This window comes from Acinetobacter sp. UBA3132, assembly GCF_002364825.1.
Taxonomy (GTDB): domain Bacteria; phylum Pseudomonadota; class Gammaproteobacteria; order Pseudomonadales; family Moraxellaceae; genus Acinetobacter; species Acinetobacter schindleri.
On sequence record NZ_DEZM01000222.1, the window covers coordinates 1 to 13,872 of the forward strand.

At 43.6% G+C, this 13,872-nt stretch carries 13 protein-coding genes; 9 read left to right on the top strand and 4 right to left on the bottom strand.

The window, feature by feature from the left end:
- The 3 genes from B4033_RS12090 to B4033_RS12100 form a co-directional block, all read left to right on the top strand.
- Window positions 1-864, top strand: an 864-nt coding sequence (locus B4033_RS12090; RefSeq protein WP_286834307.1) for an MFS transporter, incomplete at its 5' end; no start/stop codon positions are given.
- Between the two features lie 83 nt (window positions 865-947).
- Entirely contained in the window at window positions 948-1,793 is an 846-nt protein-coding gene (locus B4033_RS12095) for a hypothetical protein (protein WP_286834310.1), read from the top strand.
- 20 nt (window positions 1,794-1,813) lie between these two features.
- Complete coding sequence (locus tag B4033_RS12100; protein WP_286834313.1) at window positions 1,814-2,143, top strand: ankyrin repeat domain-containing protein; 330 nt, start codon at window positions 1,814-1,816, stop codon at window positions 2,141-2,143.
- Window positions 2,144-2,200: 57 nt separating this feature from the next.
- Here B4033_RS12100 and B4033_RS12105 read toward each other — a convergent pair whose 3' ends face one another.
- Entirely contained in the window at window positions 2,201-2,761 is a 561-nt protein-coding gene (locus B4033_RS12105) for a type 1 glutamine amidotransferase domain-containing protein (RefSeq protein ID WP_286834315.1), read from the bottom strand.
- A gap of 375 nt (window positions 2,762-3,136) precedes the next feature.
- Window positions 3,137-3,829, bottom strand: coding sequence for a TIGR04219 family outer membrane beta-barrel protein (locus B4033_RS12110; protein WP_286834318.1), 693 nt, complete (start codon window positions 3,827-3,829; stop codon window positions 3,137-3,139).
- Between the two features lie 303 nt (window positions 3,830-4,132).
- On the opposite strand from B4033_RS12110, the gene B4033_RS12115 reads away from it, so the two are divergent.
- The 4 genes from B4033_RS12115 to zupT all read left to right on the top strand — a co-directional run bounded on the left by B4033_RS12115 (window position 4,133) and on the right by zupT (window position 8,546).
- Entirely contained in the window at window positions 4,133-5,575 is a 1,443-nt protein-coding gene (locus B4033_RS12115; protein WP_108675700.1) for an aldehyde dehydrogenase family protein, read from the top strand.
- Between the two features lie 476 nt (window positions 5,576-6,051).
- On the top strand, window positions 6,052-7,527 hold the full coding sequence (locus tag B4033_RS12120; RefSeq protein WP_004814063.1) for a sodium-dependent transporter: 1,476 nt from the start codon (window positions 6,052-6,054) through the stop codon (window positions 7,525-7,527).
- Window positions 7,528-7,537: 10 nt separating this feature from the next.
- Window positions 7,538-7,648 carry a methionine/alanine import family NSS transporter small subunit gene (locus tag B4033_RS12125; protein ID WP_004814066.1) on the top strand — a complete coding sequence of 37 codons (111 nt, stop codon included), beginning with the start codon at window positions 7,538-7,540 and terminating at the stop codon, window positions 7,646-7,648.
- Window positions 7,649-7,730: 82 nt separating this feature from the next.
- On the top strand, window positions 7,731-8,546 hold the full coding sequence (zupT, locus tag B4033_RS12130; RefSeq protein WP_286834326.1) for a zinc transporter ZupT: 816 nt from the start codon (window positions 7,731-7,733) through the stop codon (window positions 8,544-8,546).
- 50 nt (window positions 8,547-8,596) lie between these two features.
- On the opposite strand, the gene rsmB is transcribed toward zupT, so the two are convergent.
- Window positions 8,597-9,901: a 16S rRNA (cytosine(967)-C(5))-methyltransferase RsmB gene (gene rsmB, locus B4033_RS12135; RefSeq protein WP_286834329.1), complete on the bottom strand. Its 1,305-nt coding sequence runs from the start codon at window positions 9,899-9,901 to the stop codon at window positions 8,597-8,599.
- Window positions 9,898-10,860 (bottom strand): methionyl-tRNA formyltransferase, encoded by a 963-nt coding sequence (gene fmt / locus B4033_RS12140; RefSeq protein ID WP_048882623.1) that lies wholly within the window; start codon window positions 10,858-10,860, stop codon window positions 9,898-9,900. The genes rsmB and fmt overlap by 4 nt, the downstream gene beginning before the upstream one ends.
- Before the next feature lie 403 nt (window positions 10,861-11,263).
- Between fmt and ilvD the strand changes: the two genes are divergently transcribed.
- The gene (ilvD, locus tag B4033_RS12145) at window positions 11,264-13,093 is read left to right on the top strand and encodes a dihydroxy-acid dehydratase (protein ID WP_286834332.1); all 1,830 of its coding nucleotides are present in this window, start codon (window positions 11,264-11,266) and stop codon (window positions 13,091-13,093) included.
- Window positions 13,094-13,291: 198 nt separating this feature from the next.
- A complete protein-coding gene (locus tag B4033_RS12150; protein ID WP_286834334.1) occupies window positions 13,292-13,495 on the top strand; it encodes a hypothetical protein in 204 nt (67 codons plus the stop codon).
- Window positions 13,496-13,872: the final 377 nt, after the last annotated feature.

The following is a 13,872-nucleotide window of genomic DNA, read 5'->3' on the forward strand; positions in this document are numbered from 1 at the left end:
GCTGCTTTACTTGGCTCATGGTTTACTCCAGATTTTGGTTGGCAGATCATGTTCTTTATCGCGGGAATTCCACTGTTTTTATTACCAATTATTTGGAAATTTTTACCTGAATCTATCTCATTTATGGTGAAACAAAACCGCCAAACGGAAGCACGAGAGATTGTGCGTCGTATGGCACCAGATTTAAAAGTAACTGAAAATACAGTATTCACTTTACCTCAGGAAAATGTACCTGAAGCTGCGAACGTGGTTAGCCTGTTCCGCCGCGGTCGTGCAGTCAATACATTATTGTTCTGGGTAGCATTCTTCACTTGCTTGCTGACGATGTATGCACTGAGCAGCTGGTTGCCAAAACTAATGATGGCTGCGGGCTACTCAATGGACAACAGTTTGATGTTTATGATGGTCATGAACGTGGGTGCAGTAGTTGGTATCGTCGGCGGTGGTATTCTGGCTGACCGTTTCCACCTGAAACCAGTACTGATGTTCCTGGGTATTATGGGTGCGATTGTGATGAGTTCAATGGGCTTTGCATCTAACCAGTTCTTACTTTATATCCTGGTGTTCCTAGCTGGTGCAGCGTCAATCGGTTCACAAATGTTGCTATACAGCTATGTAGCGCAGTACTACCCACTGGCAGTACGTTCTACAGGTATTGGCTGGTCTTCTGCGATTGGTCGTATGGGTGCGATTGTAGGCCCAATCCTGATTGGTGGCTTACTGGGTATGAACCTGCCTGCACACTTCAACTTTATGGCAGTCGGTTTACCGGTACTGATTACAGCAATTGCTGTTGCGTTAATCATGCATGACAATGAATCTGAAAAGATTGGTTCAGCAGAGACAGTTGCTGTAAAAGCTTAAAACCAAGTTTGAAAATAAGAAGCCTCCGAAAGGGGGCTTTTTTATGCTATAAAAGATTAATTTTTAAATATAAATTTCAAAAGATGAGTGAAGAACAATTAATAGCTGAAGCAATTTTGCAGCTTAAACAAGAATCGAATGTAATTAAAGATTATATTTTTCCTATAGCAATGGCTTTGTTCTCTTCACTTATTGGTGCATGTATTGGTTATTTAATTTATCTACGACAAGATAAACTAGTAAATGAAAAGAGAAAATTAGATGTTCTCAATAAATGGATATTAGTTGCTGATGAAATTCATCAATCATTATTAGCTTTAAAATTTAATTATCATGGAAGTTTAACATCTCATCCATATCAGCGCTTTTTAGCTATTCCCTCAATTATTGGAACTAATAAAAAATATCAGTTCGATTATTATGAACTAGCTTTTATTACAGATTTTAAAAGTAATAATAAATGGTTAAATGTTGGTTATTTAAGATCTCTTTTTTCGAATTACGAGACATTACTTTCAATGTGGGAGATTAGAAATGAATTTAACGAAAAAGTGCGTATTCAATTTTTAACTTCTAAAAGTGAGAATAAAGCATATGTCGATTTAGATGATGCTGAAATTGAGATGTATATAGATCAAGGAGATTTATCTTTTTTAATTGATATTACAGAACGATGCTTACGTCTTACAGATGATTTAATTACCGAATTTTATAATTTTTTTAATGAGTTTCCATGTGCTATTGCAAATAAGGTAGATCTAAAATTAATTAAAAATTATGGATTTATAATCGCATTTGATATGGGGAAGAACAAAGCGATTGAACCATTATTGGTTGACAGTCCTTTACCAGATTACGAAAAAATTTCAGAGCTTTCAGGACGATCTATTGAAGAACTTATGGCAAGATATAGTTCATTATTTAAGTAATAAAATAGTGAGTAAAACATATGGAATTCAATTCTATCTCCCCAATCCCTGAAGATGATGAAGAACTTCATCTTCCTGAACTGGTGTACTGGGCTTCAGTCGGCGACGCTGAACAGGTTGAGCAGGGCTTACAGGAAGGTCTAAACGTTAACTCAGCTGATGAAGAAGGCTATAGCGCTTTACAGGCAGCAGCTGAAAATGATCATCTTGAAGTGGTGAAGTTACTGGTGAGTAAAGGCGCAGATGTCGATCATCGCAGTACTTACACTGCTTTAGAACTGGCTGAAATGGCAGGCAATAAAGATGTCGTGGAATATTTAAAAAGCCTGAAAGGCAGTATTCCTAAATAAAAAGAATAAAAAAAGAAACCCCACAAGCTGGGGTTTCTTTTTGAGAATGGTTTAGGATTACGGAATAATATCCATATCCGCTTCCAGTTCTTCCACAATTGTAGTATTAAAAGCCGGTAAATCATCCGGATTACGTGAAGTAATCAGCACCCAGCCATTGGTATTGCAACGGTGTACTTCTTCATCGACCCATTTTGCACCGGCATTCTCTAGATCCAGCTTGATACTCTTATAAGAAGTCAGGTTTTTATCTTTGACGCGACCCGCATCAATCAGTGCCCATGGACCATGACAGATTGCCGCAATCGGTTTCTGGTTATCGGCAAAGTACTGGATGATGCGTTGAGCATCTTCATTGATACGTAATTTATCCGCATTCACTGTTCCGCCAGGAATCACCAGCAGATCATAATCTTCTACACTGACTTCATGCATGGTTGTATCAGGTGTGTATTGTGCACTTGGCTTGCTGTCGGCTTCCATGGTGTGGACGTCTTCATTTTTTTCTGCAGCATGAATCACCACAAAACCATGTGACTGCAAGAAATCCAGGGGCTGGACTAATTCATCGTGTTCAATGCCTTCGTTCGAGGTGATAATCAGAACTTTCTTGACCATGATTGTAAATCTCAATATCTGCAGGGGTCTTTAGCTTAGCAATAAGGCATTTTTAGAAATGTTGCTTTTTTAGCCGAGGACTGTAAGCATTTATAGAAGAAAAGCCTGAGAGAACAACAGAGAAAAACAATAGATGGAAAAAAGCCCCGATATCCTATCGGGGCTTTTTCCGTATTTCGTGATTTAGGTATAACTCCTGTAGTACCTCACGTCCTGGTGCATCTGCTTATTTTTGTTTTTATGTTTTGGAGCATCCTGCTCTCTATGGGTTTAAGATACTGCAGCTTAATGTAGCTTGAAAGACGCAGATAACAGCTTATGTTGTACGCCTGGGCTTACAGGATTTAAGTAGTTTTCTGTAAGTCATTCTTTTCATTAAAAGTGTATATCTAAGCCGATATAAGGACCTTTAAATTCTAGTTGAAGATCCGGTGCATTATTTTGCTCAGCATCAATTTTCATCATGCGATAACCCAGTTTAGCACCGAGGTCTACCGCTAGATTATCAATAAAGTCGTACTGAAGTTCAGCTTGTACATCGGTCTTTTTAGTGTCGCTGCCATGGCTGTAAACAGCTTCAGCTTTGGCGCTCATCCCGGTAAATGGCAGTTTGACACCTGCTGTTGCGTAGAGCAGAGGGCTGTATTCATCCAGATCATATTGGCTTAAAGCACCGGCGTTCAGGTTTTTCACCGTACCATCTAAGTTTGTTAAGCCGACACCGACATCCGCATGCACAACCGTATCCAGCAATTCGTAATACAGAATATAGTCAATATTGTTCAGCTCGATATCTGAAGCATTAAGTACAGTGCTTTGCTCGCTGTTGCTGTCGAGATTTACATATTTGATTTTCGCATTTGGCAACAACGGTACCGGATGTTCCAAAGCTACAGACAGCTGTGCCGTACCTTGACGGTCCAGATCATGTTTATTGGCATTGTCAGACTGGCTATATCCGTCAAAATTCCAGTAGCTGGCATCTGCTTTCAGACCAATGATATCGGCATGGCTGACGCTACTCAGCGCCAGTCCGCATAATAAAGTATTGATGATTCTTGCGTGCATAGGTTGAATTTCCTTGTGCTTGACTCAAATTGAGCAGTTTTATGACCTAAATCCATATTTTTAGTATTTCTGGCTAGCTGCATCATATAGGTAATTTTCAAAATGTATATGGCAGCAAGTAGGGGAACCATCCAGCCAGATTAAGCTTAATTGTTCAGTTTTATTTTGCTAGATCTAGAACAATTGCAGAGCAGGCTTTTCAGCCATCTCAACCAAGGTCTACATTTTAAAAACGCATGTCACTGGATCTTGAGCATATAATCAAATATATCGAAATATTGCGTGACCCTGAAAGGACATGACATGACTAAACCCCGAGCAGTAATCGACTATCCGCTTTATGTTGCAGGTAAGCCAGTGGAAACCTCAGAGTGGCTGGAGGTTCAGGATAAATATACGCATAAGGTTTGCGCACGTGTATCATTGGCAGATGCCAAAATTCTGGAAAAAGCCATTAAAGCAGCAGTCAAAGCCGAAGCGGAAATGGCGGCTCTGGAGCCTTATCAGAAACAGAAAATCCTGTTGCACTGTGTGAAGCGCTTTAATGAGATTCGCGGTCAGTTGACCGAGATTCTGATTGCTGAGGGGGGTAAGCCACGTAAAGCTGCAGCAGCTGAAGTGGAGCGTCTGATCAATACTTTCCAGATTGCTGCCGATGCCGTAACTCAGGTTGATTCAGGCCGTATGATGCCCTTGGCAGTTACAGCAGCTGCATCGGGCTATCAGGGCTTTGTGAAACAGGTTCCGATTGGCGCCGTCTCCCTGATCAGTCCTTTTAATTTTCCGCTTAATCTGACCGCTCACAAGATTGCGCCTGCAATTGCAGCGGGCTGTCCCTTTGTCTTAAAACCTGCCAGCCTGACACCGGTGTCTGCCTTAAAGATTGCTGAGATTCTGGCAGAGACTGATTTACCACCAAATGCGTTCTCGATACTGCCCTGTCCACGTGAACTGGCGGATGTACTGGTGACGGATGACCGTTTCAAAATGCTCAGCTTTACCGGTTCTGATGTGGTCGGTTGGGATATGAAAGCACGGGCAGGGCGCAAGAAAGTCACGCTAGAACTGGGTGGTAATGCCGCAGTAATGATCGAGCCGGATACTGAAATTACGGATAGCTTTATTGATCGCCTGATCGGTGGTGCTTTTGGTCATGCCGGACAGGTCTGCATCAGCGTGCAGCGTATTTTGGTGCATCAAGATATCTACGCTGAGGTGAAGAAAAAACTCGTAACCAAACTGAAAAAGCTTAAACCAGCGGATCCGGATTTGGACACCACCCTAGTCGGTCCAATGATCAAGGAAGCTGAAGCCCAACGTTTGAAAAAATGGCTGGATAAAGCCGTGAAGAAAGGCGCTAAAGTGCTCAGTGGCGGCAAGCTGGATGGCGTGATGTTTGAGCCGACCCTACTGGAAGATGTCGATCATGGGTTAGAAGTATATAAGGATGAAGTGTTTGGCCCGATGGCAATCTTGGAAAAATACAGCGATTTTGAGGCTGGGATTGAATGCATCAACAGCAGTCGTTTTGGTTTGCAGGCGGGTGTTTATACCCAGAACCTGAACAAGATGATGTATGCCTGGAACCAGTTGCATGTCGGTGGCGTGATCATCAACGACATTCCATCCTTCCGTGTTGATAATATGCCGTATGGCGGTGTAAAGGATTCGGGATTAGGGCGTGAAGGCATCCAGTCTGCCATTCGTGACATGCAGGAAGAACGAATACTGGTGATTAAAGCCTGAATAATGATTTAAATTTTAAGTGTTCAGATCATGCGCACATTTGCTCATGATCTGAGTTTTTAAAGTTCAGCTATTCAATAAGAAGAGAACAGGAATAATTTTTATCACTCATCAAGATATACTTAAAAAACAATATATTCCTAAAAGTTAATTCACTTATAACTTAATAAATCAAGCTAAGCTTGGAGAAATATTGAACGGTTGAACAAGATATATTATAAAAAATTAATATTAGGAGCAGAATTTACACAAATCATACTTAAAACTCAGTATTGTTAAATCCATATACACGGACAGTGTGGGCAAGATGCTTTATCCAGGATTTGACATGCTAGACCGTTGGCTGATTTAGAAGCTGAAGCTCACAAGGCAAAGCTCCAATTGAAGCACCCAGAATTATTTTTATTGGTACTTTTTTTGCTCGCGCGATAACCACAATAAGCAGCATCTAAAGAGACCTAAGGTTTAGGTGTTCTATGACAGATACTCGAGAGAATTGGTCGGCACGATCAGGATTTATTATTGCAGCGATTGGCTCTGCAGTAGGGTTAGGGAATATTTGGCGCTTTCCATACGTTGCCTATGAAAATGGCGGAGGCGCATTCCTGATTCCTTATCTGATTGCGATTTTCGCAGCAGGTTTGCCATTATTGTTTTTAGATTATGCAGTTGGACACAAGTTCCGCAAAGCACCACCGATGGCCTATAAAAAACTCATGAATGCAGAATCTCTGGGTTGGTGGCAGGTGATGGTGACCCTGATCATCGGGATTTATTATGCCAGCGTATTGTCCTGGGCTGGCAGTTATATGTTCTATTCCTTCGGACAACAGTGGGGAACCGATACTCAAGGTTTTTTCTTCAATACCTATCTGCAAAATGGTGAAGGCCTGACCTTCGGTTTTGTTCCGGTACTGTTTTTTGGCCTGGTAGTCGTTTGGGCAGCGGTGATGCTGATCCTTTACGGTGGAGTACGCCGTGGGGTGGAACTAGCGAATAAAATCTTTATGCCATTGCTGGTGATTTTATTCACGATCCTGGTGATCCAGGCGGTACGTTTACCTGGGGCAGTCGATGGCTTAAATGCCTTCTTTACTCCAAACTGGGAAGCCATGACCAATTATAAAGTCTGGCTGGCAGCTTTTGGTCACATCTTCTTCTCACTTTCGGTGGGTTTCGGGATTATGTTGACCTATGCATCTTACTTGAAACGTAAAACCAACCTGACCGGTTCAGGTATCGTGGTGGCATTGGCAAACTCGTCTTTTGAAATTCTGGCGGGTATTGGTGTCTTTGCAGCACTTGGTTTCATGGCATTCAGCTCAGGTGCAAAGGTTGAAGATGTAGTATCTGGTGGTATCGGTCTGGCCTTTATTGCCTTCCCGAAAATCATTTCCAGTTTAGGTGCAGGCGGTGACCTGTTCGGCTTCCTATTTTTTGCGTCATTAACAGTGGCGGGTATTACTTCCATGGTCAGTATCCTGCAGGTGCCAATTGCGGCATTCCAGGACAAGCTGGGCTGGTCAAAGAACAAGTCCGTGACGATTATTGCCGGTGGTTCAGCAGTGGTATCGACTTTGATCTTCTCGACCCATAGTGCCATTACATTTGTCGACATTATTGACTACTTTGCCAATAACATCGGTATTGTTGGTGGTGGCCTGTTATCGATTATTTTATTGTCCTGGTTCCGCCGTCCATTGATGAAACAGCTGGAAATGCATGTCAATGAATTTGCCAGTGTGAAACTTGGTGCCAGCTGGAAGTTCATGCTGACAGTGATCACGCCTTTGTCATTATTGCTGGCATTGGGTTTAACCCTGAAATCAATCATGGCAGAAGGCTATGGTGGTTATCCTGCAAGTACGTTATGGACGATTGGTGGGGGTACCCTTGCATTCTTTATTCTGGGCGCCATTCTGCTCAGTCTAGTTAAAGACCGTCATAGTTAGGAGAACCAATATGAATACATCTGCATTAATCATGATGATTTTCTCCATCGTTTTATTATGGGGTGGTCTGGTACTGTCTGTGATTCATCTGGCAAAAAATCCGGAAGAACCAGAAGACTAATAATCTTCACATAAACTGATTGTTGCTGTAAATGAAAGTCATTATCATCTTTGCTGATAATGACTTTTTTAATGGCTGATTTATGGGTATTGCTTCCGTTACTGACGCACAAGTCTATACAGCCTTTGCCGTAACTCTATTTGCCGGCTTGGCCACCGTGGTCGGTGGGGGACTGGTATTATTTTTAAAAAAGCCTAACCTGCGTGTCATGTCCTTCGGTCTGGCCTTTGCTGCTGGAGCGATGATTTATGTATCTCTTACTGAGATTCTGACCAAATCCATTGATTCTTTTAGCGTGGCGTATGGCGCGAAAATGGGGTATGCCTGGGGAACCTTGACCTTATTACTAGGTGCAGTTTTGGTGCTGTTACTGGATCATCTGGTCCCCGATCCGCATGAGACCCTGGAAAAAAATAATACCCAGGATCTAGGACAGGAACAGTTGCTGCGTACTGGCTTACTCACGTTATTTGCCATCACTGCACATAATTTGCCGGAAGGCATGGCGACCTTTTTTGCAACCCTAGAAAGCCCGATGCTGGGTGCGCCGTTGGCGGTAGCGATTGCGATTCATAATATCCCGGAAGGTGTAGCGATTGCTTTACCAGTGTATATGGCAACGCATCGACAATCCTATGCATTGCTCGCCAGTTTGGTTTCTGGTCTGGCGGAACCTTTGGGAGCCGCTTTGGGCTACTTCATTCTGACACCGTATCTGAATACCACCATCTATGGCATCATTTTCGGTCTGATCGGTGGCGTGATGGTCTATCTGGCACTGGATGAAATGTTGCCAACCGCCAAGCGTTATTCCAAAGGTCACGAAACGGTTTATGGCCTGATTAGCGGGATGGCGGCGCTTGCCAGCAGTCTGGTGATTTTCAAATTTCTCCAATAAATCCAGAATAAAAAAAGCAGCCGAAGCTGCCTTTTTCTTCAAACAACTATTTAAGCCATTTTTTCGATTCGGCAATAGAAGAAACCATCGCCTTGACCCGCTTTAGGCAAAAGCTGACGACCATGAATCTGCTCAATACCCCAATTCGCTTCGATCTTGATTTCTTTGGCATCCGCATGGGTAGTAAAGAACTCGACCATCTGCTGTTCATTTTCTGCTTTTAGAATCGAACAGGTGATATAAAGCAAAGTACCGCCAACTTTCAGCTGCTGCCACATATTTTCCAGAATCTGTTTTTGCAATTCCACCGTCTGGGCGATATCAGTGGATTGACGCAGCAGGCGAATATCCGGATGACGACGCATCACGCCAATCGCTGAACACGGCGCATCCAGTACGATACAGTCCGGCTGCTCAGCCGCCTGCCAGCTGATCGCATCAGCAGTAACGATTTCTACATGCTCACCTTCAAGTAGTAGACGTTCCAGGTTTTCCTGGACGCGCAGCAGACGTTTGGCATCCTGATCCAATGCAATCAGCTTTTTAGGACTGTATTTTTCCAGAATATGTGCGGTCTTGCCACCCGGTGCTGCGCAGGCATCGACGACATATTTATTATTCAGGTTGGGCAGTAAAGTGGCACAGAGCTGGGCATGCTCATCCTGTACCGAGAAACCACCAACATCGAAGCCGGGCAGGTGCGGTACATGGATACTCTCATCCAGCACGATACCCACTTCAGAAATACTGCAGGCATGCGCAGCAATATCATGTTCTTCCAGAATTTCTAAATACTCATCACGGCTCACCTGACGTTCATTGACGCGTAAGGTCAGAGGAGCCACCTGTTTCAGTTCAGTGCTAAGTTCCAGCAGCTGTTCAGGCCAGTCTTTCTTTAAGCGTTTATATAACCAGCTTGGCAAACCATGCGCCTGTTTTAATGTTGCCTGGAATTCAGGTGTTTCACGTGAAACACGACGCAGGATGGCATTCACTAAACCACTTAAAGCCTGATAGCCGAGCTGTTTAACCGCCGTTACGGTCTCGGAAATTGCAGCATGCGGCGCAATCCGGGTTTCCAGCAACTGATATAGACCGACATAAAGGCAGGTTTCGACCGTATCATTGTTAATTGGTTTCACCAAGAGTGGCAGGGTCACGCTTTTCAGCGCATACCATTGACGCAGTGTCCCAAGAACCAGTTCATGGAACAGGGCGCGGTCACGCTCTGCCACTTTGCCTAGATGTTGTGGCAAAACACTGGCAAGTGATTGCCCTTGCTGTACCGCGAGCAGGGTGCGAATCACCTGGGCACGTAAGTTCAGGTGCGATGTGCCGGCTTCGTAATGACTCATGCCAGTATTTGTCCTACATGTAATTTTTGGGTTTGATTGATTTGAACCGGATTCAGCGCTTTACCGCCCGGCCACTGCAGTGAGGTCAGGCAAATAGCTTTTTGATCACCACAAGCCACATGTACGCCATGTTTATCTAGCGCGAGGATAGTTCCAGGGGCCTTGCCTTCCGCATTTTCATGAGATAACAAAGAACCCCAAACACGCAGGTTATTTGTTTCATCAATAGGTGTAAAAGCTACTGGCCATGGATTAAATGCACGGATATTGCGGTCAATCGTGACCGCATCCTGAGTCCAATCAATTTTAGCTTCTGCCTTGGACAATTTATGTGCATAAACCGTAAGCGCTTCATCCTGCACTTCGCGATGATCAAGATAGTGCTGTAGAGATTCTTCTGATTCCAGCACTTTGACTGTTGCTTCAGCACCTTGCTGAGCCAGCTTGTCATGCAAAGAAGCAGAGGTGTCTTGTGGCTCAATCGGGCAGATGGTTTTATACATCATGTCGCCAGTATCCAGACCAGCCGCCATTTTCATAATGGTCACACCAGTCTCGGCATCACCCGTTGCGATGGCACGCTGGATCGGTGCGGCACCACGCCAGCGCGGCAGTAATGAACCGTGAATATTCAGACAGCCATATTTCGGTGTATCTAAAACCACTTGCGGCAGGATCAGACCATAGGCTGCCACAACCATGACATCCGCATTTAAGGCTTTTAACTCAGCTTGAGCTGCCAGACCTTCGTCTGTTGAAGATTTAAAGTGTAGCGGTTGATAAACCGGAATATTGTGTTCCAGTGCCAGCTGTTTAACCGCAGATGCAGTGAGTTTTTGACCGCGACCTGCTTTACGGTCTGGCTGGGTATACACCGCCACAATCTCATGGTCGGTCTTTAGCAGCGCAGCCAATGCAGTGGCTGCAAATTCTGGTGTGCCTGCAAAAATGATTTTCACGGATGAAATTCCAAATAAACTTAAAGGCATTATAAGGCATAAGGCAATTCGCAGCCTAATTCAGCAAAAGCTTACAACTCAGTACCACCCATTAACGTGATAAATCACTCAAATTTCATATAAAAAAAACTCATGCAAATTGTAAAAAATATTCATGAAAGTTTTGTATTTAATCCGGAACGATAGCGGTATAGTAGTTTTTAATAAAAGATTTTAATCGTGTACGTACTGAAACTGCTCTGAGCATATCCCACACTGTCACATCGATAAGTGCCTGGTCCGCCGTGTAACTTGGTGTATGATATGTTCAATTTTCGACTGATTTCATGCTCTCGATCAGACAGATTTCGCCAGAGTGAATGAACCCATTCATCTCAAGCACAACCTTTGTTGGAATAACACAATGCCTGACTATCGTTCAAAAACATCGACACACGGAAGAAACATGGCGGGTGCGCGTGGCTTATGGCGCGCCACTGGTATGAAGGATGAAGACTTCGGCAAGCCAATTATTGCAGTGGTCAACTCATTTACCCAGTTCGTTCCGGGCCACGTGCATCTTAAAGACCTCGGTCAATTGGTGGCGCGTCAGATTGAACAAGCAGGCGGCGTAGCAAAAGAATTTAATACCATTGCTGTGGATGATGGTATCGCGATGGGTCATGATGGCATGTTGTATTCACTGCCTTCACGTGACCTGATCGCGGACTCTGTAGAATACATGGTGAATGCACACTGTGCTGACGCAATGGTCTGTATCTCGAACTGTGACAAAATCACACCGGGGATGCTGATGGCGGCAATGCGCCTGAACATTCCAGTCGTATTCGTGTCAGGCGGCCCAATGGAAGCCGGTAAAGTGAAAATCCGTGGTAATGAACACGCGATTGACCTTGTTGATGCCATGGTGGTTGCAGCAGATGATAGCTTCACTGATGAAGAAGTTGCAGCATATGAACGTTCTGCATGTCCAACTTGTGGTTCATGTTCGGGTATGTTCACAGCGAACTCAATGAACTGCTTAACTGAAGCATTGGGTCTGTCTTTACCAGGTAATGGTTCAACACTTGCTACACATGTAAACCGTAAAAAGTTATTTGAAAAAGCAGGTCAACTCATCGTAGAGATTACCAAACGTCACTACGAGCAAAATGATTACAGCTTGCTGCCACGCAATATCGCAACCAAAGCATCGTATGAAAATGCCATGACTTTAGATATTGCAATGGGCGGTTCAACCAATACTGTATTGCATTTATTAGCAGCTGCTCATGAAGCTGGTGTTGATTTCACCATGAATGACATTGACCGTCTGTCTCGTAAAGTGCCAGTCCTGTGTAAAGTTGCACCTGCAAAGCAGGACGTGCATATGGAAGATGTACACCGTGCTGGTGGCATCATGTCGATCTTGGGTGAACTGGATCGCGCAGGCTTGTTGGATACCTCTGTACCCACCGTCCATGAAGCAACCTTAAAAGATGCATTGGATAAATGGGACATTATCCGTACTGAAGATGAAGAGGTGTATACCTTCTTTAAATCAGCACCGGGCGGTGTACCAACGCAAACCGCATTCTCACAAGATCGCTACTACTCACGCTTAGATGGTGACCGTGAAAATGGTGTGATCCGCAATGCCGAACATGCCTTCTCTAAAGACGGCGGTCTGGCAGTACTTTATGGCAACATCGCACTGGATGGCTGTATTGTAAAAACGGCTGGTGTAGATGAGTCGATCTTGAAATTCAACGGTACAGCACGTGTATTTGAAAGCCAGGATTCAGCAGTTGAAGCGATCTTGGGTGGTAAAATCACGGCAGGCGATGTGGTTGTAATTCGTTACGAAGGCCCACGTGGTGGTCCAGGTATGCAAGAAATGTTGTATCCAACCAGCTACCTGAAATCAAAAGGTTTAGGGAAAGACTGTGCACTTGTAACAGATGGTCGTTTCTCAGGTGGTTCATCAGGTCTTTCAATTGGTCACGTGTCACCAGAAGCTGCGGAAGGTGGTGCGATTGGTCTGGTTGAAGATGGCGACCGTATCGAAATCGATATTCCGAATCGTACGATTCATTTGGCTGTTGAGGACGCTGTAATTGCAGAACGTCGTGCAGCGCAAGAAGCCAAAGGTTGGAAGCCTGCGGAAGAGCGCCCACGCAAGATTTCTAAAGCCTTGAAAGCCTATGCAATGCACACCACGAGTGCTGCGAAAGGTGCAGTACGTGATATCTAAGCTGTAAATTTTTATAGCACAAAAAAGCACTCCAGATGGAGTGCTTTTTTTATATCTTAGATATTTAAGGTTGGGTAAATTACGTGAACTTTCATAAAATCAATCATGGCAGTACTTTAGATATTTAAAACCAATAAAGGCTTAATAAAAGTAGGTGTATAGTAAAAATACAGTATCAATGCAAAAGTGATTACACGCATGTCAATGAAATTTATTAGCCGCTTTGTCGTAATTTTAGTACTCGTTATGATTTTAGCTTCGCTTAGTATTCAATTTTTCTTTGATCCACATTACACCGTCGTATTCTGGATTTTAGCTGTTCCTGTGATTTTGGGGGCTCCGATTCTTGGATCTGTGGTCTTGGCTTCCAATGAAGAACTTGATCTTCATCAGTTGAATTAAGCACACATATATTAAAAATGCGCCAGGCAGTGATTTGAATGATTATGTGAATGAATCTATCTCAGTTCTCTAACATTTGAACCATCGTCCAAGAAAAAGACTCGGCTTTAAAAGTCCGAGTCAGGTCATATGGCAACCCTCTGATATTGCACTGCAAATGCTAGTCTGATTGTTTGATAATTCACTGCCTCAAATCACTTTTAGGGTTTTAATAATTTTTGCATAGGCAGACTTTTACTTTTGATAGCGCAAAAGTAAAAAAATGCTTTTATTGCGCTGACTCTATTTCCTGAACAAGTTTAAAGCATTGCTTTAAGATGAGTGCAAGGCAGCGACATTGATATCGCTCTTATTCATGCGCCTAGAGTACGAAAAAA